At 44.4% G+C, this 20,350-nt stretch carries 20 protein-coding genes, 1 other RNA gene and 1 riboswitch; of the genes, 18 read left to right on the forward strand and 3 right to left on the reverse strand.

The features are described from left to right. Positions 1–115 precede the first annotated feature (115 nt). The 9 genes from secG to IRE19_RS14895 all read left to right on the forward strand — a co-directional run bounded on the left by secG (position 116) and on the right by IRE19_RS14895 (position 9,353). Complete coding sequence (gene secG / locus IRE19_RS14855; protein WP_049694326.1) at positions 116–343, forward strand: preprotein translocase subunit SecG; 228 nt, start codon at positions 116–118, stop codon at positions 341–343. Between the two features lie 72 nt (positions 344–415). Continuing rightward, positions 416–1,162 (forward strand): alpha/beta hydrolase, encoded by a 747-nt coding sequence (locus tag IRE19_RS14860; RefSeq protein WP_203341039.1) that lies wholly within the window; start codon positions 416–418, stop codon positions 1,160–1,162. A 24-nt stretch (positions 1,163–1,186) separates the two neighbouring features. Further along, positions 1,187–3,511 carry a ribonuclease R gene (gene rnr, locus IRE19_RS14865; protein ID WP_203341002.1) on the forward strand — a complete coding sequence of 775 codons (2,325 nt, stop codon included), beginning with the start codon at positions 1,187–1,189 and terminating at the stop codon, positions 3,509–3,511. A gap of 49 nt (positions 3,512–3,560) precedes the next feature. Next, positions 3,561–4,025, forward strand: a complete 465-nt coding sequence (gene smpB / locus IRE19_RS14870; RefSeq protein WP_191716539.1) for an SsrA-binding protein SmpB — start codon at positions 3,561–3,563, stop codon at positions 4,023–4,025. An 85-nt stretch (positions 4,026–4,110) separates the two neighbouring features. Further along, positions 4,111–4,464: a transfer-messenger RNA gene (gene ssrA / locus IRE19_RS14875) on the forward strand. A 613-nt stretch (positions 4,465–5,077) separates the two neighbouring features. Further along, a complete protein-coding gene (locus IRE19_RS14880; protein ID WP_349291286.1) occupies positions 5,078–5,527 on the forward strand; it encodes a GNAT family N-acetyltransferase in 450 nt (149 codons plus the stop codon). A gap of 147 nt (positions 5,528–5,674) precedes the next feature. Further along, positions 5,675–6,439, forward strand: coding sequence for a SurA N-terminal domain-containing protein (locus IRE19_RS14885; RefSeq protein ID WP_203341003.1), 765 nt, complete (start codon positions 5,675–5,677; stop codon positions 6,437–6,439). 437 nt (positions 6,440–6,876) lie between these two features. Next, positions 6,877–8,373 (forward strand): glycine betaine uptake BCCT transporter, encoded by a 1,497-nt coding sequence (locus IRE19_RS14890; protein ID WP_203341004.1) that lies wholly within the window; start codon positions 6,877–6,879, stop codon positions 8,371–8,373. Between the two features lie 80 nt (positions 8,374–8,453). Further along, entirely contained in the window at positions 8,454–9,353 is a 900-nt protein-coding gene (locus IRE19_RS14895; protein WP_203341005.1) for a 5'-3' exonuclease, read from the forward strand. Here the strand turns inward: IRE19_RS14895 and IRE19_RS14900 are convergent. From IRE19_RS14900 to IRE19_RS14910, 3 genes are all read right to left on the reverse strand, one after another. Beyond that, on the reverse strand, positions 9,331–9,846 hold the full coding sequence (locus IRE19_RS14900; RefSeq protein ID WP_203341006.1) for a C39 family peptidase: 516 nt from the start codon (positions 9,844–9,846) through the stop codon (positions 9,331–9,333). The two genes, IRE19_RS14895 and IRE19_RS14900, sit on opposite strands and share 23 nt — an antisense overlap. A 52-nt stretch (positions 9,847–9,898) precedes the next feature. After that, the gene (locus IRE19_RS14905; protein WP_203341007.1) at positions 9,899–10,348 is read right to left on the reverse strand and encodes an STAS domain-containing protein; all 450 of its coding nucleotides are present in this window, start codon (positions 10,346–10,348) and stop codon (positions 9,899–9,901) included. Positions 10,349–10,506: 158 nt separating this feature from the next. Continuing rightward, entirely contained in the window at positions 10,507–10,827 is a 321-nt protein-coding gene (locus IRE19_RS14910) for a thioredoxin family protein (RefSeq protein WP_203341008.1), read from the reverse strand. A 210-nt stretch (positions 10,828–11,037) separates the two neighbouring features. Between IRE19_RS14910 and IRE19_RS14915 the strand changes: the two genes are divergently transcribed. From IRE19_RS14915 to IRE19_RS14955, 9 genes are all read left to right on the forward strand, one after another. Further along, positions 11,038–13,422 (forward strand): 3-hydroxyacyl-CoA dehydrogenase NAD-binding domain-containing protein, encoded by a 2,385-nt coding sequence (locus IRE19_RS14915; protein ID WP_203341009.1) that lies wholly within the window; start codon positions 11,038–11,040, stop codon positions 13,420–13,422. A gap of 28 nt (positions 13,423–13,450) precedes the next feature. Further along, a complete protein-coding gene (locus IRE19_RS14920) occupies positions 13,451–14,626 on the forward strand; it encodes an acetyl-CoA C-acetyltransferase (RefSeq protein WP_203341010.1) in 1,176 nt (391 codons plus the stop codon). Between the two features lie 130 nt (positions 14,627–14,756). After that, positions 14,757–16,538, forward strand: coding sequence for an acyl-CoA dehydrogenase FadE (locus tag IRE19_RS14925; RefSeq protein WP_191716530.1), 1,782 nt, complete (start codon positions 14,757–14,759; stop codon positions 16,536–16,538). Positions 16,539–16,644: 106 nt separating this feature from the next. Continuing rightward, on the forward strand, positions 16,645–16,998 hold the full coding sequence (locus tag IRE19_RS14930) for an arsenate reductase family protein (RefSeq protein ID WP_203341011.1): 354 nt from the start codon (positions 16,645–16,647) through the stop codon (positions 16,996–16,998). 79 nt (positions 16,999–17,077) lie between these two features. After that, positions 17,078–17,458 carry a glycine cleavage system protein GcvH gene (gene gcvH, locus IRE19_RS14935; protein ID WP_191716528.1) on the forward strand — a complete coding sequence of 127 codons (381 nt, stop codon included), beginning with the start codon at positions 17,078–17,080 and terminating at the stop codon, positions 17,456–17,458. Between the two features lie 227 nt (positions 17,459–17,685). Then, entirely contained in the window at positions 17,686–18,024 is a 339-nt protein-coding gene (locus IRE19_RS14940) for a ribonuclease M5 (RefSeq protein ID WP_191716527.1), read from the forward strand. Positions 18,025–18,029: 5 nt separating this feature from the next. Continuing rightward, positions 18,030–18,356 carry a thioredoxin family protein gene (locus IRE19_RS14945; protein ID WP_203341012.1) on the forward strand — a complete coding sequence of 109 codons (327 nt, stop codon included), beginning with the start codon at positions 18,030–18,032 and terminating at the stop codon, positions 18,354–18,356. A 104-nt stretch (positions 18,357–18,460) separates the two neighbouring features. Beyond that, positions 18,461–18,565, forward strand: a riboswitch (SAM riboswitch). A gap of 88 nt (positions 18,566–18,653) precedes the next feature. Continuing rightward, positions 18,654–19,679, forward strand: coding sequence for a methionine ABC transporter ATP-binding protein (locus tag IRE19_RS14950; protein WP_191716525.1), 1,026 nt, complete (start codon positions 18,654–18,656; stop codon positions 19,677–19,679). Beyond that, positions 19,672–20,340, forward strand: a complete 669-nt coding sequence (locus tag IRE19_RS14955) for a methionine ABC transporter permease (protein ID WP_191716524.1) — start codon at positions 19,672–19,674, stop codon at positions 20,338–20,340. Before IRE19_RS14950 ends, IRE19_RS14955 begins: the two co-directional genes overlap by 8 nt. Positions 20,341–20,350: the final 10 nt, after the last annotated feature.

A 20,350-nucleotide genomic window follows, 5' to 3' on the forward strand; every position in this document is an offset into this window, starting at 1 on the left:
CATTAGCTAAAGAAAATAGAGGCATTTGTCTCTATTTTCTATTGCTATTGTCACAGGTCACAATTTTTGGTAAACTTAGTCTTGTTGTGAACGTTCTTTTCAGGAGGTGGAATTTATGCATACGTTGTTAATGACATTACTCGTCATCGTATCGCTCGCATTAATCGTTGTCGTTTTATTGCAATCTGGAAAAAGTGCAGGTCTTTCAGGAGCCATCTCCGGTGGAGCAGAGCAACTTTTCGGCAAGCAAAAAGCTCGTGGTTTGGACTTGGTCCTGCACCGGGTTACGATCGTACTTGCTGCCTTATTCTTTATTCTGGCTGTTGCCGTAACGAAAGTTTAATGTAGATGATTAAATCGCCTGACCATACATGGTTGGGCGTTTTCTTTTAGTATTGGAATTGGAGGGATTATGATGCGGATTTCGCAACCAAAACCATTTTTCTTTAAAACAGGCCCTCGGGCAGTGCTTCTATTACACGGCTTTACAGGAAATTCTGCAGACGTCCGCATGCTGGGCCGTTTTTTGGAGACCAAAGGCTACACAAGCATCGCCCCGCATTATGCAGGCCATGGCGTAGCGCCTGAAGAATTAGTGGGCACTGGTCCAGCCGACTGGTGGAAAGACGTGGAAAAAGCATATGAGACATTGCTGGAAGAGGGATATACTGAAATTGCGGTGGCTGGACTGTCATTGGGCGGCGTATTCAGCCTGAAATTAGGGTATACAAAACCTATCAAGGGAATTGTCACCATGTGCGCTCCGATGTATATGAAAACCACTGACCTCATGTATGAGGGTGTCTTAAAATATGCGCGTGAATACAAGAAATATGAAGGAAAAAGCGATGAAGATATCGAAAAAGAAATGAAGGCTTTCCAAGAACGGCCAATGGAATCGCTGGCCGATTTGCGTGCCTTGATCGAAGAAGTCAAAGAACAAGTGGATCATGTTTATGCGCCACTGTTCGTTGTTCAGGGCAGACTGGATGATGTCATCAATACGGATTCAGCCAACGTCATTTATGACACCGCCGAATCGACCGACAAACACATCAAGTGGTACGAAAAGTCGGGCCATGTTATTACGCTTGATAAAGAGAAAAAACAATTGCACGAAGACATCTTTGCATTTCTCGAATCGCTTGATTGGAGTGTGTGAACCGTCACAAAGGAGGAGTTAGATTTGAGTAATAACGAACGTTCATTGGAACAGCGATTGCTGGTCTTCATGCGTGAAGAAGCATACAAGCCGCTGACTGTACAGGAAATAGAAGAGCAATTCGGTTTTGAAGATGCCGATGAATTTAAGGAATTGGTGAAAACATTGGTGCGTCTTGAAGAAACGGGTGCACTTGTCCGTTCAAGATCAAACCGTTACGGTGTGCCGGAACGCATGAACCTGATGCGCGGAAAATTCATCGGGCATCCAAAAGGCTTCGGCTTTGTCGCTCCTGAAGAAGCAGGATTGGATGATGTCTTTATTCCGCCGACTGAAACAAATGGTGCAATAAATGGTGATACCGTGCTGATCCGTGTATCTGAAGGGTCTTCTGGGGACCGTCGCGAAGGCGCGATTATCCGGATCATCGAACGCGGCACCACAAGAGCTGTCGGAACATTCCAGGACAATAAAGGTTTCGGTTTTGTTGTAACAGATGATAAAAAAATGAACATGGACATCTTTATTGCTAAAGACGATACACTAGGGGCTGTAGATGGCCACAAAGTGGTCGTTGAGATTACCGGCTGGCCGGAAGGCAGAAAATCTGCAACAGGCATGGTCACGCAGATTCTTGGCCATAAAAATGACCCGGGTGTCGATATTCTTTCCATTATCCATAAATACGGCATTGAAACGGAATTTCCGCCGGATGTTCTGGAACAGGCGAATAATGTACCGGATGAAATTGATCCGGCCGATTTGAACGACCGCACCGATTTGCGCAACGAACAGATTGTGACGATTGATGGGGCTGACGCCAAAGACTTGGATGATGCCGTTCAAGTAGTGAAGTATGAAGATGGCACGTATAAATTAGGCGTACATATCGCTGACGTTAGCCATTACGTGACGGAGGGCTCGGCTATTGACCGGGAAGCCTATGACCGTGCAACAAGCATCTATTTGACTGATCGTGTCATTCCGATGATCCCGCACCGTTTGTCAAATGGCATTTGTTCATTGAATCCGCAGGTGGATCGTCTGACTTTGTCTTGTGAAATGATTTTCAATGAACAGGGCGAAGTGCTGTCCCATGAAATCTTCCAGAGTGTCATCAAGACCTCGGCACGTATGACTTACACAGATGTCTATGAAATTCTCGAACAGGACAACCAAGAGCTGAAAGAAAAGTACAGCGAATTGGTACCGATGTTCGAATTGATGAAAGAACTTGCTGAAGTGCTTCGTACGAAGCGGATGCGCCGTGGTGCCATCGATTTCGATTTCAAGGAATCCAAAGTGCTGGTGGATGAAAATGGCTACCCGGTGGACGTTGTGGTTCGTGAACGCACAGTAGCTGAACGTCTGATTGAAGAGTTTATGCTGGCTGCCAATGAAACAGTAGCTGAACATTTCCATCACATGAATGTGCCCGCTATTTACCGTATCCACGAAGATCCAAAGCCTGAAAAACTGCAGCGCTTTTTCGAATTCGTTACGAATTTTGGCATCGTGGTGAAAGGTTCAGGAACACAAATTCATCCAAAAGCTTTGCAGGAAATTGTTGAGTCGATTGCAGGGACTCCGGAAGAACCGGTCATTTCAACTATGATGCTTCGTTCGATGCAACAGGCGAAATACTCGAATGAAAGCCTGGGGCATTTTGGTTTGTCTACGGAATTCTACACGCATTTCACGTCGCCGATTCGCCGTTACCCTGATTTGGTTGTGCACCGCCTAATTCGAACTTACTTGATCGAGAAGGACCTGTCGAAAAAAACAATTGCCTATTGGGAAGCCAATATGGATGATATTGCGACACATACGTCGGAACGCGAACGCCGCGCAGTGGAAGCTGAACGAGATACAGACGCTTTGAAGAAGTCACAGTTTATGGCTGATAAAATCGGCGAGCAATTTACCGGCATCATTTCTTCTGTAACGAATTTCGGTTTGTTCATCGAACTCGCGAACACCATTGAAGGTTTGGTTCACGTTTCCAATATGACAGATGATTATTACCGTTTCGACGATCGCAGCATGATGATGATCGGCGAACGAAATAAACGCCAATTCCGGATTGGTGATGAAATTGAAATCAAAGTCATCGGCGTAAAACCGGAAGAGTCGTCCATTGATTTTGAAATTGTCGGCATGGTGCAAAACACTCGCCAGTCGAGAAGAGAACAGCCGAAAGTAATCCGTGCCACGAAAAAAGACGGTGGCGGAAAACCGGGACGCGACGGCAAGAAGCCAGAAGGCGGCGGTCCTACACGCAAGCCAAAAAACAAAAAGAAAAAGTTTTATGAAGGCGCCGCAAAACAAGGACGCAACAAGAAAAAATAAAATAGCGGCTTCAGAGCCGCTTTTTTGAATCTAGCTGAGGTGAAACCACATGGCCAAAGGAGAAGGCAAAGTAATTGCCCAAAACAAGAAAGCCGGTTTCGATTTTTTCATCGAAGAAACGATCGAGGCAGGGATTGTCTTGCAGGGTACTGAGATTAAATCTGCACGAAACGGCAAAGTCCAATTGAAGGATTCGTTTGTTCGGATCCGTAATGGAGAAGCCTGGATTTCCAATATGCATATCAACCCTTACGAGCAGGGCAACCAGTTTAACCACGACCCGACACGGTCACGCAAACTGTTGCTGCATAAAAAACAGATCGCGGACTTGCAGGCGCATTCGAAAGTGCAGGGTTCTGCAATCATTCCACTGAAAATGTATTTGAAAGACGGCTTTGCGAAAATTTTGCTTGGTGTCGGTAAAGGGAAGAAAAACTACGATAAACGGGAAGATTTGAAGAAAAAAGACGCAAAACGGCAAATCGACCGTGCCATAAAAGAACACAATCGCTAAGACTTGATGTCAGACCAATGTTGCCTTATACTAGAGATATAGCACATGAAGCTGTTTATTCATCTTCCGTGTCTCTTTTTAATAAGGGGACGTTACGGATTCGACAGGGATGATCTGGGCTTGGGTCGCGCGTCGGAGGGTCGGCTCCGTCACCAACGTATTTATAACAACTGGCAAAACAAACCAAAACCTAGCATTCGCAGCGTAAGCTCGGATCTGCTTTATCTATCCATCGCCCATGTGGCTGGGTAAAGCTCAACTTTAGTGGGATACAACGTTTGCTGCCATCTGAGGCAAACGGGAGAGATTCTCAGATTAGTGCCCAGGACGCCTGCTTATTGGCAGAATGGTGCATGAAACCTCAATGAATAAGCTACACGCGTAGACGCTCAAGTAGCGGAGTTTCTGGACGCGGGTTCGACTCCCGCCGTCTCCATAGTGAGATAAAAAACGTCAAAACCCTTACAGGTTTTGGCGTTTTTTTGTTGTTCTGTTGCTGCTCCTTTCTACTTCTAGCAGAGTCTTCCATCAACAATTTATATTAGAAGGTTTATTAGGGTCCTTAGCACTGATTTACAAGGGAATACAGAGCGAAATGGGTTTTTACGAACTTTTAATGATAGATGACGTCCTCTTATAAAAGGGCTTTGAAAGAGGTGACACAATGGGATTTTGATATTTTTTAATTTTAGGCATCGGAATGTATTTGCTGTTGAAAGGAATCTTTTCGAAAAGTCGATTTTCCTTGCTGATTCGAACAGCAGTAATCTGCATAGGAGCAGCAAGTATTGCTTTTTCACTGTTTATGTTTTCACCAGGAAGTGCTGAAATCATTTCACAATTATTGATCCAAGAATGAAGAAGATGAACCCATCTCTCCTTACAAAAGCCAACCTTATTTTACTGTGAAGCCACTGCCTCGACTATATAAGCACTGGAGGGATTTTTTTATGATTTCTCACAAAGTTTCCATTCGCAAAATGGTTCATGCCGATTATGACATTATGGCTCGGTGGTTAAGTACACCGGAAGTTCTGGAATTCTAAGGAGAGGTGGATTCCCCATATTTGTTAGATCAGGTAAAGGCAAAATATAAACCGAGAGTAAATGGAGAAGTTCATGTGTACCCGTTTATTGTGGAGTTGGACACAATGCCAATCGGATTTATGCAATATTATAAATTAGCTCAAGAAATCCAGGCAGAATTCGGCTATCCTTCAACATTGAATATATGCGGTATCGATCAATTTATCGGAGTACCCGAATATTTTAACCGAGGAATCGGGACGACCATGGTCGCAAAATTCACAAACACACTTTCTCATTTGAAAGACGTGGATTTAATTGTATTGGATCCTGAAGTTTCTAATACAAGAGCGGTTCAGTGCTATGAGAAATGCGGTTTTAAGAAAGTGAAAAAAGTACATAATGATATTTGCTGGTTGATGGAGCTGGAAGCAAGAAACGACATATTTGTTACTAGCAAAGATTTTATAAGTTGAAAGAATATAGGTGAGATGAAATAGGGAACAAATTGCCATATTTCTATCCTGTAATCATATGCACAAGTCTTCAGCAATGGTTTATGTTTTCACAGCTGGACTCAATGTGCTACACTAACGGACATGATGTTTGAGAGGGGAATTTTAATGATTAAAAAAGTTTTATTGACAATTGTACTTGGTGGATCAATGGCGGCAATGGCAGCTTGCGGTGGCGATGCTGAAGAGAAAACAAACGAGGAAGCAGCGCCACAAGAAGAAACTGCAGCAGCAGATGAAGCAACCGGTGAACAGCCGGAAATGCCGGAACCTGATTTAAAAGACATCCCTGATGTCGTTGCAGAAGTAAATGGAGAAGTAATCGATAAAAAAGAATTTGAATCGGCTTATACAGGCCAATTCCAGCAGATGGCCATGCAGGCCCAGATGTCTGGACAAGAAGTTGACCAGGCTCAGCTGAAAGAGCAAATCGCGGAAAGTTTAGTTGCACAAGAGCTGCTGGTTCAAGAAACAGAGAAACAGAAGATCAAAGTGACAGATGAGCAGACCGATGATTCGTTGAAAGAATTGGCTGAGCAAAACGGACTGGCATCGTCTGAAGAGTTCTTGGCAGCACTTGAAGAGCAGGGACTTTCTGAAGAAGAAGTGAGAAAGCAAGTGCAAACCCAAGTGAAAGTGGATCAACTGGTTGCTCAGGAGACCGGTGAAATCAAGCCGACTGAAGAAGAGCTCAAGAAAGTTTATGAGCAGGCTCAAGCTCAACAAAAAGAGGCTGGCAGTGAAGAACTTCCAGCATTCGAAGAAGTGAAGCCTCAACTTGAAGAACAAGTTAAAATGCAAAAAGAAAGTGAAGCTGTCCAAGGATTAATCGCAAAACTCCGCGAATCGGCAGACGTTAAAATTAACTTATAAAACAGCAACCAGATCCCTTGTGGATCTGGTTTTTCTATGCACTTTCTAAAAGTAACGATTGTACTTTCAGAAAGTGACTTTATAGTAACCTTCTCTGTCTCCTACTAAAATTATATTAAGTAGTTTCATTTTATTCCTTGTTTATAAGAAAAAAGTTTATAGATTGGAGATAAGGGTAATGAAAATAGGTGCAATTATCAGTTATATAATATATTGTCCGTGTCATATTTTAATTAAAACAACGGGTTTGACAGGACAGTAAATCTTCCGTATGCTTTACACTTGTGATAAAGAGAAACTTGAGTCGGTGGAGGTTCTTCATTCACCACTGATTTTAGTTGCTCAATTCGGGCTTCGGCGGTCAGTGGCTTCCTACTTAGAACTGTAGGGGGATCACTGGCCGTTAAAGCGGAATAAAAATAAGGAGGGGGTACTATATGAAGAAAGTAACCAATGTATTTTGGATTGCACTTGCACTCGTATTATTAGCCATTGGCTACGGAGCCATTGCGCCTGATAATTTTGCAGAAGTTACAGGAAATATAGAATCGTTCCTGACAACTTCGTTCGGATGGTATTACTTATTGATAGTTTCCATCATGGTTTTGTTCTGTTTGTTTTTCCTCATCAGTCCGATGGGGCAGATTAAACTGGGCAAAGATACAGACAAACCCGAGTTCTCATTCGGGACATGGATTGCTATGCTATTCTCAGCAGGAATGGGAATCGGTCTGGTGTTCTGGGGAGCTGCAGAGCCGCTGTCGCATTTTGCGATCGATTCGGCTACAGCTGAACCCGGAACCGCAGAAGCTATGCGTGAATCAATGCGATTCAGCTTTTTCCATTGGGGAATTCATGCTTGGGCCATATATGCCGTAGTGGCACTGGCGCTTGCATATGCCCAGTTTAGAAAAGGGGAGCCGGGATTGATTTCCGCTACTTTAAAGCCGTTGTTCGGAGATAAGATGAAAGGTCCATGGGGGACATTAGTGGATGTCATCGCTGTTTTTGCGACAGTTGTTGGTGTTGCAACAACTCTGGGCTTTGGTGCTATTCAAATCAATGGCGGCCTAGCGTTCTTATTTGACGGAATTACGGGAGACAGCTTTGCTGTTCAATTGGTCATCATTGCCATTGTAACGGTGTTGTTTATGATTTCTGCCTGGAGCGGATTGAGTAAGGGAATCAAATACCTGTCCAATGCAAATATGGTGTTGGCAGTCGTATTGCTTATCGCAGTCATTGTACTTGGACCAACTTTATTGATCATGAATATGTTTACAGATACGGTCGGTACATATTTCCAAAATCTGATTGAGATGAGTTTCCGCTCGGCACCTATAGATGGTGAAAATCGTGCCTGGATTGATGGATGGACGATCTTCTACTGGGCATGGTGGATTTCTTGGGCTCCGTTTGTCGGCATTTTCATTGCGCGTGTATCTAAAGGAAGAACCATTCGCCAGTTCCTTTTAGGTGTCCTGATGATTCCAACTTTTATCAGCTTCCTTTGGTTCTCAGCATTTGGGACCACTGCAATTGATGTACAAAACAGTGGAGTGGATCTGACGGGCTTATTGACAGAGGAAACTTTGTTCGCAGTGTTCAATGAATTGCCGCTTGGTATTTTGTTGTCGGTTATTGCGATTTTCCTGATTACCACGTTTTTCGTCACTTCTGCCGATTCCGCGACATTTGTACTTGGAATGCAGACGACAGGCGGATCATTGCATCCTCAAAATACGGTAAAACTGACATGGGGAATTGCCCAATCAGCAATCGCTGTAATTTTGTTATCAACAGGCGGACTCGATACCTTGCAAACTGTGTTGATCATAGCGGCATTCCCGTTCTCCATCATCATGTTGCTGATGATGGCGTCTTTCTACAAAGCATTGAATATTGAATACAAAGCCATAAAACGAAAACGTTAAAACCGCCGCTTCGGCGGTTTTTTCATTGGAGAACAGGTATAATGGGAGTCAGGAAACAACAAGATGGAGGATTTTTAACTATGGAAAAACCGCATGTATTATTAGTGGATGGAATGGCGCTGCTGTTCCGCTCATTTTTCGCAACATCGGCCGTCGGCCAATACTTCCGGACGACTGAAGGATTGGCTACGAATGGTGTACAGGGATTTGCGCGCCACGTGCTGGCGGCTAAAACAATGATGAAGCCGACGCATATGGCTGTTTGCTGGGATATGGGAGCAAAAACATTCCGCACGGATCTATTCGAGGGCTATAAAGCCAACCGTCCGGCACCTCCTGAAGATATGGTTCACCAGTTTGATTTGGCGCAGGCGATTTCCGAACAGCTTGGCTGGAAGAATTACGGGGAAAAGGGAATTGAAGCGGATGATTTTATCGGTTCGTTCACGAAGCAGTGGCAGGAACAAGTGGATTTCACCATCATTACGGGTGATAAAGACATGCTGCAATTGCTGACGCCTTCGGTCACTGTCGCTTTTATGAAAAAAGGCTACCATGTTTATGATGTCTATACCGAAGCAAGGTTCATTGAAGAGTATGGCATTCAGCCTTCACAATTTGCGGATGTCAAAGCGTTTATGGGAGATCCGAGCGACGGTTATCCAGGAGTCAAAGGCATTGGCCCGAAAACAGCACTTCAGTTGATCCAGAACTACGGTTCAACGGATGGAGTGCTTGAAGCCATCGACGAATTAAAGCCTGCTCAGAAGAAGAAAATCGACGAGCATAAGGAAATGCTTTTGCTGTCAAAAAAACTGGCTGTCATCAAATGTGACATCCAGTTGGAAGTGGCGCTTGAGGAACTCACTGTTCCTGCCTACACCAATGAACATATTCAATTATGCCGCGACCAGCAATTGTTGCTGCTTGCCAAACAGCTCGAAAAAGATGTGGGCATTACTGCCGACCCCTGGGCGTAATCTTCACAAAGGTTAACACTTTACGATTTTCCTGATAAGAAACCGTCCGCATTTTGCTGGGGCGGTTTTTTTGTCCATTGTCGTGGATATACAAAATCAAATCATCGGCTTCCTGCTTAAAGCCGATCAGGGGTACCCAATGGTAGCTGTATAGGGGTTTTGAAAACCAGTGGAATGTAAAATAACGGTCAAACTTCATCGCAAGGGGGTGTCCGGCCAATAATTCCTTCTTAACCTCTTCGATGCTTCGAATTTTTTTTACTTCATAGCGTTTGCCCGCAACTTTATGGAAATTCCTAATCAATCGCCAAGTAAACAGTCCGATAGGAGTTGAGCCGAGCAATCGATAGAGCTGATCAATTCCCAGTTCCATTCCTTCATGATGTTGAAGGATAGCGGCGGCAGTGACAGGGCCGCATGCAGAAGAACGGTATTTCTCAGAAACGGATTCGTCGTGTTGGGACAACCCTTGAAATGCAATCAGCTTTTTCACTGCAAACACCTCCATATCTTTACGATCACTCAGCATGTACTATTCTTTAATCCTATTTTGGGGTTTCTGTAAGCAACTGTTCCAAGGCGACTCTGAAAGTTGTGTATACTTCCAGCTCTACCTGGATGCCGGCATGGACAATCTCGCGAACAAATAATGGATTAAACCCTGCGTAAATGGCACGCAGACCCATAAGTCCAAGTGCAGAATTTAACTGGCTCAATTCACTGCCCAGCCCGTCGTAGTCGAATTCGGCAAAATCATCCGTAGTCACGCCCGTGAAATCGAAAATGACGCGTTCTGTTTCCCGATGTTTTTCTGCATATTTCAAGACTTTCGTGCGGATCATATCAAAACGGTCTGTGAAAATGAAACCCGCTATCGGCACTAAAATAGTTTTAGGGACAATCGATGGGATGATGGGGGCTGACATGTTTTTGATCAGCTTTTCATAATAGACCAGTTGTTCTTTTAGTTCTTTAATTTCCTGTTGTGGATCCATTCCAATACCTCCGGGGTTTTTGTAAGATGCTTGAATCAATTCGTAATTGTGAAAAAATGTTTGATCAGCCTCTTTGTATACTATAGATAGAGTTTACATCAGTAGATGGAAAATTAATACGTTCTATATTATAGCGAAAAAAAGGAGCAGGCGGGAGCCTACTCTTTTTGGTCATTCAAAAATTCCGTAACCGATTCAGGTGATTTAGCGTTTGCACTGTGAAGATGTGCGGTCTTCTCACCGTCTTTGAAAATTAACAGGCTTGGAATGCCCATGACATCATACTTTTCGGCAAGGTCTGGAAGTTCGTCACGGTTGACGTTAAACCATTGATACTGGTTGAATTCTTCAATGATTGGATCGATGAACATGTCCATGCGCGTGCAATCTGGGCACCAGCCTGCTTGGAATTTCACGATAACCGGATCGTTGCCTTTTATGACTTCGTTAAATTGTTCGTTTGTTGTAAGTGATTTCATCATGTTGCCTCCTTCTAGGTTCTCTTTAAGTTTACAGTGCTTTTCTTAAATCGCAAAGAATCTGTTTATGAAAATTTATGGGAATTTTTTAACGATTAAATATTGCGAAAAAAGGAAATATAACTTACACTAAGAGACATAGAGAACGTTCTATTTTTTTACCTAAAAAATGAATGAGTGTTCATTCAAAAAATCAAGGAGGGTTTGCTAGTGGCTTACCAAATTAGAAAAGCGGCTGTACTCGGTTCAGGTGTAATGGGTTCAGGAATTGCAGCGCACCTTGCAAATATAGGAATCCCTGTATTATTGCTTGATATTGTTCCGCGTGAATTATCAAAGGAAGAACAGGCAAAAGGGTTAACTTTAGAAGACAAGGCGGTACGCAATCGCATTGCAACTGGTTCTATCCAGAAACTGCTTAAGCAGAAGCCGGCTCCATTGACAGCTAAAAAGAATCTTCAATTGATCACACCAGGAAATCTGGAAGACGATCTTGGAAAATTACAGGAAGTTGATTGGATCATTGAAGTCATTGTTGAAAATCTTGACGTGAAAAAATCATTATACGAAAAGATTGATGGCGTCAGAAAAGACGGCACCATCATTTCTTCAAATACATCGGGCATCAGCATCAATGCGATGGTCGAAGGGCGCTCGGAAGATTTCGGCAAACACTTCCTTGGGACCCACTTTTTCAATCCGCCTCGCTATCTGAAACTGTTGGAAGTAATTCCTGCGAAAACCACAGCTCCTGAAGTCGTGGAGTTTATGACAACATTCGGAGAAGACGTTTTAGGCAAGGGCGTGGTTATCGCCAAAGACACACCGAACTTTATCGCTAACCGTATTGGAACATACGGATTACTTGTCACTTTGCGTGAAATGATGGCACGTGGCTATTCAATCGGGGAAGTGGATTCTGTAACGGGGCCATTAATCGGCCGTCCGAAATCAGCGACATTCCGTACATTGGATGTTGTAGGACTGGATACCTTTATGCACGTGGCTAAAAATGTCTATGACCAAACTTCAGGTGAAGAACAGAAAGTGTTCGAAGCCCCCTTATTTATGAAGAAGGTGGTAGAGAACGGTTGGCTTGGCGCAAAATCGGGCCAAGGGTTTTTCTTGAAAAAAGACAAAGAAATTCTGGAGCTTGATCCGGAGACGCTTGAATACCGTACAGCGGGAAAATTGAAAACGCCTTCACAGGAAATGGCAAAGCAGCAAAAAGGGCTTTCAGCTAAAATGAAAACGCTTGTTTATGCAGAAGACCGCACTGGCGAGCTGCTTTGGAGCGTTCTTGCTCCAACGTTGCGTTATTCAGCGGAATTGAACGGGGAAATTGCAGACGACATCGTTGCTATCGACAATGCCATGAAGTGGGGCTTTGGCTGGGAACAAGGTCCGTTTGAAACGTGGGATGCCATCGGTGTCCAAAAATCAGTTGAAAAAATGAAACAGGAAGGGCACCCGGTTCCAGCATTCGTGCAGGCCTTGCTCGACAGCGGAAACGAAACCTTCTATAAAGAAGAAAATAACGACCTTCATTTCTTCAACGGCACAAGCTATCAGCCAGTTCCAGTGAATGAAAAAGTGATTGACTTGAAACGCTACAAGAAAAAGCACGGCGTCATCAAATCAAATTCAGGTGCAAGCTTGATTGACTTAGGCGACGGGATTGCATTGCTTGAATTTCATTCACGCTCGAATGCCATTGGCTTGGATATCATGCAAATGATCAATTACGCAGTCGATGAAGTGGAGAAAAACTTCAAAGGGCTTGTCATAGGCAACCAAGGCAAGAATTTCTGTGTAGGCGCAAACCTCGCCATGATTTTGATGGAAGCACAGGATGACAATATTTTTGAACTTGATTTCACCATCAAGACATTCCAAAATGCCATGATGAAAATCAAATACAGCAGCAAACCAGTAGTAGCAGCACCATTCGGCATGTCTCTTGGCGGCGGCGCAGAAGTGGCTTTGCCAGCTGCACACATCCAGGCTTCGATGGAGACATATATGGGCCTAGTTGAAGCAGGCGTAGGCTTGATTCCAGGCGGCGGTGGAAACAAAGAGCTTTATATGAAGCAGTTGAAAGGTTTGCCAAATGGCGTGACCGTAGATTATCAAAACGTCGCCAGCAAAGTATTCGAATCGATTGCGATGGCGAAAGTCTCCACGTCAGCAGAAGAAGCACGTGAAAATAACTTCTTGAATTTCGTGGACGGCATCAGCGTCAACAGCGACCATTTGATCTACGATGCGAAACAAGCGGCTCTTGCACTCTACGAAACGGGCTATCAGGCACCACAACGCGAAAAAGTACCGGTAACCGGTGAACCTGGCTACGCGACCCTGTTATTGGGCGCAGAAGGCATGTTCATTTCCGGCTATATCAGTGAATACGATTTAAAAATCGCTAAGAAACTGGCGTTTGTGCTGTCAGGCGGAAAAGTTCCCTATGGCACGAAAGTGGACGAGCAATACTTGCTTGATCTTGAGCGCCAAGCGTTCTTAAGTCTTGTAGCAGAACCGAAAACCCAGCAGCGCATGCAGCATATGCTGGTCAAAGGAAAGCCATTACGTAATTAATCGTTGATCATAAAAGGAGGAACTAAAAATGCGTGAAGCAGTAATTGTGGCCAGTGCTCGAACACCGGTCGGAAAAGCGGCAAAAGGTTCTTTAGCCACGGTGCGTCCGGATGATTTCGGCGCATTGGTTGTTAGAGAAACGCTACAGCGGGCTGGCGGGTACGACGGGCCGATAGATGATTTGATTATGGGGTGTGCCATGCCGGAAGCAGAACAAGGCATGAACATCGCACGCAATATCGGAGCACTTGCAGGCTTGCCGGATACCGTGTCAGCCGTTACCGTCAACCGTTTCTGTTCTTCAGGCCTTCAGTCGATCGCCTATGCAGCAGAACGCATCATGGTTGGTTCAGCTGAAGCAATCATTGCAGGCGGCGTAGAATCGATGAGCATGGTGCCGATGATGGGCAATGTCATCCGTCCAAACGCGAAATTGGCAGAAACAGCACCGCAATACTATATGAGCATGGGGCATACGGCAGAACAAGTAGCCACACAATACGGCATCAGTCGTGAAGACCAGGATGCATTTTCTGTCCGTTCCCATGAAAAAGCGGCAGCAGCCATTGCAGCCGGGCACTTTGATGAAGAAGTTGTGCCTGTCGAAGTGACGAAACGATATGTTGATGAAAACAATAAATATCAGGAGAAAACGTCTATGTTCGAAATGGATGAAGGCGTCCGCCATGGCACCAGCATCCAAACCTTGAACAAATTGCGCTCTGCTTTCTCAGCGCGCGGCACAGTTACCGCCGGAAACTCTTCACAAACTTCTGACGGCGCCGGCGCTTTGCTGGTGATGGACCGCGAAAAAGCAGAATCTTTGGGCTTGAAACCAATCGCGAAATTCCGCTCGTTTGCCACAGGCGGCGTACCACCTGAAGTGATGGGCATCGGTCCTGTCGTAGCCATTCCAAAAGCTTTGAAATTGGCTGGATTGACGATTGATGACATCGATGTATGGGAATTGAACGAAGCATTCGCTTCCCAGTCGCTTGGCGTCATTCGTGAACTTGGGTTGGATATCGACAAAGTCAACTTCAACGGAGGAGCCATTGCACTTGGCCATCCGCTGGGTGCGACGGGCTCGATCCTGACGATTCGCATGATGAGTGAATTGAAGCGCCAAGGCAAGCAGTTCGGCGTCGTCACGATGTGTATCGGTGGAGGAATGGGCGCAGCAGGCGTCTTTGAAATGTTGTAGAACTGAATGTGATAAATATTTTGTATGGATATGGAGCATAACAGCGGAGACTCCAGCGGAAAGGGTCCGCCTGGAGCGATTTCTTTAAAATAGAACATAATAAGCAATTACAAAATAGGAGGAATACAAAATGGAACAATCAAAAACATTGATCAAAGGCGGTAGTTTCTTAATCGAAGATGCGGATCTGTCACGGGTATTCACACCGGAAGATTTCACAGAAGAACAAAAAATGATCGCGAAAACGACTGAGGATTACGTCAACACAGAAGTAATGCCGGTTGTTGAAAAACTGGAAAACCATGAATTTGAGCATTCTGTCCGTCTGTTGAAAACAGCTGGCGACCTAGGCCTTCTTGGCGCTGATGTTCCGGAACAATACGGCGGTTTAGGATTAGACAAAATCGCATCTGCTTTAATCGCTGAAAAAATGTCGAAAGCGGGCGGCTTCTCAATCACTCACGGAGCACACGTTGGCATCGGCTCACTGCCAATCGTTCTTTTCGGTAATGAAGAACAAAAACAAAGCTACTTGCCGCGCCTTGCGACCGGTGAAATGATTGCAGCTTACGCTTTGACTGAGCCAAGCTCAGGGTCGGATGCATTAGGTGCGAAAACAGTTGCCAAGCTGAACGAAGCAGGCACACATTACGTATTGAACGGTGAAAAGCAATGGATTACCAACGCTGGATTTGCGGATGTATTCGTAGTCTATGCAAAAATTGACGGAGACAAATTCTCTGCCTTTATTGTAGAGCGCGAATTCCCTGGCGTTTCTGTTGGACCGGAAGAAAAGAAAATGGGCATCAAATCGTCTTCTACACGGACGTTGATCCTTCAGGATGCTGAAGTTCCTGTCGAAAACCTATTAGGTGAAGCTGGGCGCGGACATATCATTGCGTTCAACATCTTGAACATCGGCCGCTACAAATTGGGAGTCGGCACGATCGGAGCTTCTAAGCGCGCAATGGAATTGACGATTCCTTACACGAACCAACGCCAGCAATTCAAGACACCGATTTCTTCATTCAACTTGACGCGTGAGAAATTGGCGACAATGGCATCTAAATTATACGCAGTTGAAAGCTCTGTATATCGTACTGTTGGATTGTTCGAAGACCGCATGAGCAGCTTTACGGATGAGCAGCACGCTGATGGCAAATTAGTGGCTGATTCGATCGCTGAATTTGCAGTAGAATGTTCACTTAATAAATTCTTCGGTACGGAAACATTGGATTATATCGTAGATGAAGGCGTTCAGTTGCACGGAGGCTACGGCTTCATGCAGGAGTATGAAATCGAACGCATTTACCGTGATTCACGCATCAACCGTATTTTTGAAGGAACGAATGAAATCAACCGCCTATTGGTACCTGGAACGCTACTGCGTAAAGCAATGAAAGGTGAATTGCCATTATTGCAGCATGCACAGAAGCTTCAGGAAGAGCTGATGATGATGATGCCGGAAGAAGTTGGCACAGAAGCTTTGGCTCAGGAGAAGTACTTGGTGAAAAATGCGAAGAAAATTGCTTTGCTCGCTGCAGGCCTAGCAGCTCAGACATATGGAACGAAGTTGGAAGCGGAGCAGGAAGTGCTTGTCAACATCGCGGACATCGTGAGCAACGTCTTTGCGATGGAATCAGTAGTATTGCGTACAGAAAAAGCAATTGCTGCTTCAGGTGAAGAAAAAGCCAAGCAAAAACTTCTTTATACGCAGATCTATTGCCAGGAAGCATTCGACCAGATTGAAAAGGATGCCAAAGAAACGTTGATTGCAGCCATCGAAGGCGACAACCAGCGCATGATGCTTTCAGCATTGCGTAAATTGACCCGTTCAACTCCTTACAACGTCATTGCGAAAAAACGCGAAGCGGCTGTTAAGTTGATTGACGTTGAGAAATACATCGTTTAAAGGATAACGGAAATAGGCAGATCCGAACTTATCGGATTTGCCTGTTTTTTTTGCGTCGACCGGAAGCCTTCTTTTTGGTAAGCTTAGAAAAAAGGGAGGGTCTAACTTGATTACTTATTACGCATACCCGAAATGTACAACTTGCCGGAAAGCAAAAAGTTGGCTGGACAAAAATAATGTGGAATATAATGAAATACATATCGCAGAAAATCCGCCGACAAAAGAGCAATTGGCTGAAATCCATGAGGCCAGCGGCTTGGAATTGAAGAAGTTTTTCAATACAAGCGGTTTAATCTATCGTTCGCTTGGCTTGAAAGACAAACTATCGAGCATGACCGAAGAACAGCAATTAGAGCTTTTGGCTTCAGATGGCATGTTGATCAAGCGTCCGTTGGCTTGGGATGGAAAAAAGGTGACACTAGGTTTTAAAGAAGCCGATTACCAGAATAGCTGGCTTTAAGAAACGGCATCATCTTGTATTTCACAGCTGTTTATGTCAAACTGAAATTGAATCAACTACATAATTTGGAGGGGTCAAGATGAGCACACCAGCAGAACTTCGTTATTCTAAAGAACATGAATGGGTTAAGATCGAAGATGGCAATGCGCGTATCGGAATTACTCATTTCGCACAGGCTGAATTGGGGGATATCGTATTTGTTGAACTTCCACAAGTTGGCGATGAACTGAAAAAAGACCAGCCTTTCGGCAGCGTTGAATCCGTTAAAACAGTTTCGGAATTATACGCACCAATCAGCGGCAAAGTGATCGAAGTCAACTCCGAGCTTGAAGACAGCCCGGAATTCGTCAACGAGTCACCTTACGAGCAGGCATGGATGGTGGTTATTGAAGCCCCTTCTGAAGAAGAAATCAGTGATTTGATGAATGCTGATCAATACAAAGAAATGACCAACGAATAATTCCCGGAAAGCGCCTTTAATTTGGCGCTTTTTTTATTCGCGTCAAAGACGGAGAGAGTTGTGAAGAACCCCTATTCACTAGTTATCGAGTCCAATCTCTTGAACTAACCGTGTACCAACTGGTTTTTGAAAAGCTTATTTGTGGAATAACTCAATATAAAGGGGTATATTTCAACTTATATAGAAACAGCTTTTGAACTTATTCTATATTCGATGGGGTGAGTGTTATGGGAAAGGTGATTGTTGTGGAAGGGCTCAGTGATAAGACGAGAATTGCACCGCTCATTGCAGAACCCGTGACGATTCTTTGCACAAATGGTACAGTAAGTCCAACGAGACTTGAAGAATTGCTGCTGCCATATGAAGGCCAAGACATCATTATATTAGTGGATGCAGACTCTTCAGGAGAAAAATTGCGGAAGCTGGTCAAGCGTGAGTTCCCTGAAGCCCGGCATTTTTATGTGAACCGAAGCTACAAGGAAGTCGCAGCAACGCCGCTCCGGATCCTGATGGATGTGCTCATCTCAGCGAATGTCCAGGTCAATAAGCTATTAACAGAGGGATGAAGACGATGCAGGAATGGACTCATAAAGAATGGATCAAAGAAAAGAATACCAATCGCACTACCGCGTATTACTTATACACACCGATGTGCGGGACTTGTCAGGTAGCTTCCAAAATGCTGTCGGTTGTCACAGAACTATTGCCGGATCTTCCGATTGGCAAAGCGAACTTGAACTATGTACAGGAAATTGCAGGAATGTATGAAGTGGAAAGTGTTCCTTGCCTGCTGATTACAGAGAATGGCAAACTTAAGGAGAAGATTTACGCTTTCCAGTCGGTTCCTTATTTATATGGCAAGTTGAAAACTGTTGACGAATATAGCCGGTCATGGTAAATTGAATTTCTGGTAAGAAAAGCGCGGGAATCTATTTGAAATAGGAGAAGCGTAAGATTTACCACCAATTAAAATCTATTCTGTTTTACTAATTTCATATCGAACTCTTATTAAGAGTGGTGGAGGGAAGTGCCCTATGAAGCCCGGCAACCGTCATGAAAATGAAATGGTGCCAAATCACACGAAGCGAAAGCTTTGGAAGATGAGAGATTGGTTTCCGTATAATATACGTTTGCCCTTCTGCTCAGTTATGCGCGGAAGGGTTTTTTATTTTTAGGATTCAGGGGTGTTCAACGAATGATCGAGTTAAAGAAAGTGACGAAAAAATTTGATACAGGCAAGGCGGTTCTTACGGCTGTCGACCAAGTTGATTTATCTATTGCTGATGGAGAAATATTTGGGATTATCGGATATAGTGGAGCCGGTAAAAGTACATTAATCCGCTTATTGAATGGATTGGAAAAACCGACTTCCGGCACTGTGGAAATCAACGGTAAGGTAATTACTTCCATTAAAGGCGGAGAATTGCGGAAAGCGCGCCAGAAAGTCAGTATGATTTTCCAGCATTTCAACTTATTATGGTCGAGGACGGTTAAAGAGAACATCGAATTCCCTTTGGAAATTGCGGGAGTCTCAAAAGCGCAGCGTGGAAAACGGGTTCAGGAACTGATTGAGCTGGTTGGATTATCGGGCCGCGAAAATGCTTATCCATCGGAACTGTCTGGCGGACAGAAGCAGCGTGTCGGTATTGCCCGTGCGCTGGCGAACGATCCGGAAGTCCTATTATGCGATGAAGCAACTTCTGCGCTTGATCCGGAAACAACAGACGCAATCCTTGATTTATTGGTCGATATCAACAAGCGATTAGGCTTGACCATCGTATTGATCACTCATGAAATGCACGTCATCCGAAAAATCTGTCATCGTGTTGCTGTAATGGAAGGCGGGCGTGTCGTGGAGCTCGGAGATGTTCTGAATGTTTTCCAATCACCAAAAGAAGAAATCACCAAACGCTTCGTGGCCCAGGTCACTGATAGTGGAGATTCACAGGAAACCATCAAAAACCTTCGTGAGTTGTATCCGACAGGCGAACTGGTGAAATTGGTTTTTGTCGGAGAACAAACCGAACAGCCAATTCTGACAAAACTGATTCGCAGCCATTCGGTGGAAGTCAATATCGTTCAAGGCAATATTTCGCATACGCAACGTGGAGCTTATGGAACATTGATTCTTCAGTTGAAAGGCTCTCCTGGTGAAATGGAAGAAGCTTTGGCATTTCTCCACTCTGAAGATGTTCAAACGGAGGTAATGCATAATGATTGATTCGTTATTCCCCAATGTAGATTGGGACAGTATGTGGGAAGCCACACTTGAAACTCTTTATATGACAGCTTTATCAACGTTGTTTACATTCATCATCGGTTTGGCTCTTGGAATCCTGTTATTTTTGACAGCTCCTAAACAATTATGGGCCAATAAAGTGGTCAATTGGCTGACAGGTGCATTCGTGAATATATTCCGTTCCATTCCATTTATCATTTTGATTATTTTATTGATTCCTTTTACGTTATTCCTGATGGGTTCCATTCGGGGGCCAAACGCAGCTTTGCCCGCATTGATCATCGGCTCAGCTCCATTTTATGCACGCATGGTGTTGATTGCATTAAAGGAAATCGACAAAGGAGTCATCGAAGCAGCTCGCTCTATGGGCGCGACGACCGGCACAATCATTTGGAAAGTGCTACTGCCTGAATCGAAACCGGCATTGATTTCCGGAATTACGGTAACAGCCATCGCATTGGTCGGCTATACGGCTATGGCAGGCATCATCGGTGCAGGCGGCCTTGGGACATTGGCTTTCCTGGATGGTTTTCAGCGCAGCCGTGAAGACGTTACATTGATGGCGACGATTCTAATCTTGATCATTGTGTTCGTCATTCAATATATTGGTGATTTGGTAACAACAAAAGCAGATAAACGGTAATTGCGGATTT

This window comes from Planococcus beijingensis (assembly GCF_016820615.1).
Classification (GTDB): domain Bacteria; phylum Bacillota; class Bacilli; order Bacillales_A; family Planococcaceae; genus Planococcus; species Planococcus notacanthi.

Coding starts and splice junctions, on each gene's coding strand:
- IRE19_RS14860 (WP_203341039.1), top strand. CDS start 416: ATGCGGATTTCGCAACCAAAACCATTTTTCTTTAAAACAGGCCCTCGG.
- IRE19_RS14940 (WP_191716527.1), top strand. CDS start 17,686: ATGGGAAAGGTGATTGTTGTGGAAGGGCTCAGTGATAAGACGAGAATT.
- IRE19_RS14885 (WP_203341003.1), top strand. CDS start 5,675: ATGATTAAAAAAGTTTTATTGACAATTGTACTTGGTGGATCAATGGCG.
- IRE19_RS14920 (WP_203341010.1), top strand. CDS start 13,451: ATGCGTGAAGCAGTAATTGTGGCCAGTGCTCGAACACCGGTCGGAAAA.
- IRE19_RS14950 (WP_191716525.1), top strand. CDS start 18,654: ATGATCGAGTTAAAGAAAGTGACGAAAAAATTTGATACAGGCAAGGCG.
- IRE19_RS14895 (WP_203341005.1), top strand. CDS start 8,454: ATGGAAAAACCGCATGTATTATTAGTGGATGGAATGGCGCTGCTGTTC.
- IRE19_RS14890 (WP_203341004.1), top strand. CDS start 6,877: ATGAAGAAAGTAACCAATGTATTTTGGATTGCACTTGCACTCGTATTA.
- IRE19_RS14905 (WP_203341007.1), bottom strand. CDS start 10,348: ATGGATCCACAACAGGAAATTAAAGAACTAAAAGAACAACTGGTCTAT.
- IRE19_RS14910 (WP_203341008.1), bottom strand. CDS start 10,827: ATGAAATCACTTACAACAAACGAACAATTTAACGAAGTCATAAAAGGC.
- secG (WP_049694326.1), top strand. CDS start 116: ATGCATACGTTGTTAATGACATTACTCGTCATCGTATCGCTCGCATTA.
- gcvH (WP_191716528.1), top strand. CDS start 17,078: ATGAGCACACCAGCAGAACTTCGTTATTCTAAAGAACATGAATGGGTT.
- IRE19_RS14955 (WP_191716524.1), top strand. CDS start 19,672: ATGATTGATTCGTTATTCCCCAATGTAGATTGGGACAGTATGTGGGAA.
- smpB (WP_191716539.1), top strand. CDS start 3,561: ATGGCCAAAGGAGAAGGCAAAGTAATTGCCCAAAACAAGAAAGCCGGT.
- IRE19_RS14945 (WP_203341012.1), top strand. CDS start 18,030: ATGCAGGAATGGACTCATAAAGAATGGATCAAAGAAAAGAATACCAAT.
- IRE19_RS14925 (WP_191716530.1), top strand. CDS start 14,757: ATGGAACAATCAAAAACATTGATCAAAGGCGGTAGTTTCTTAATCGAA.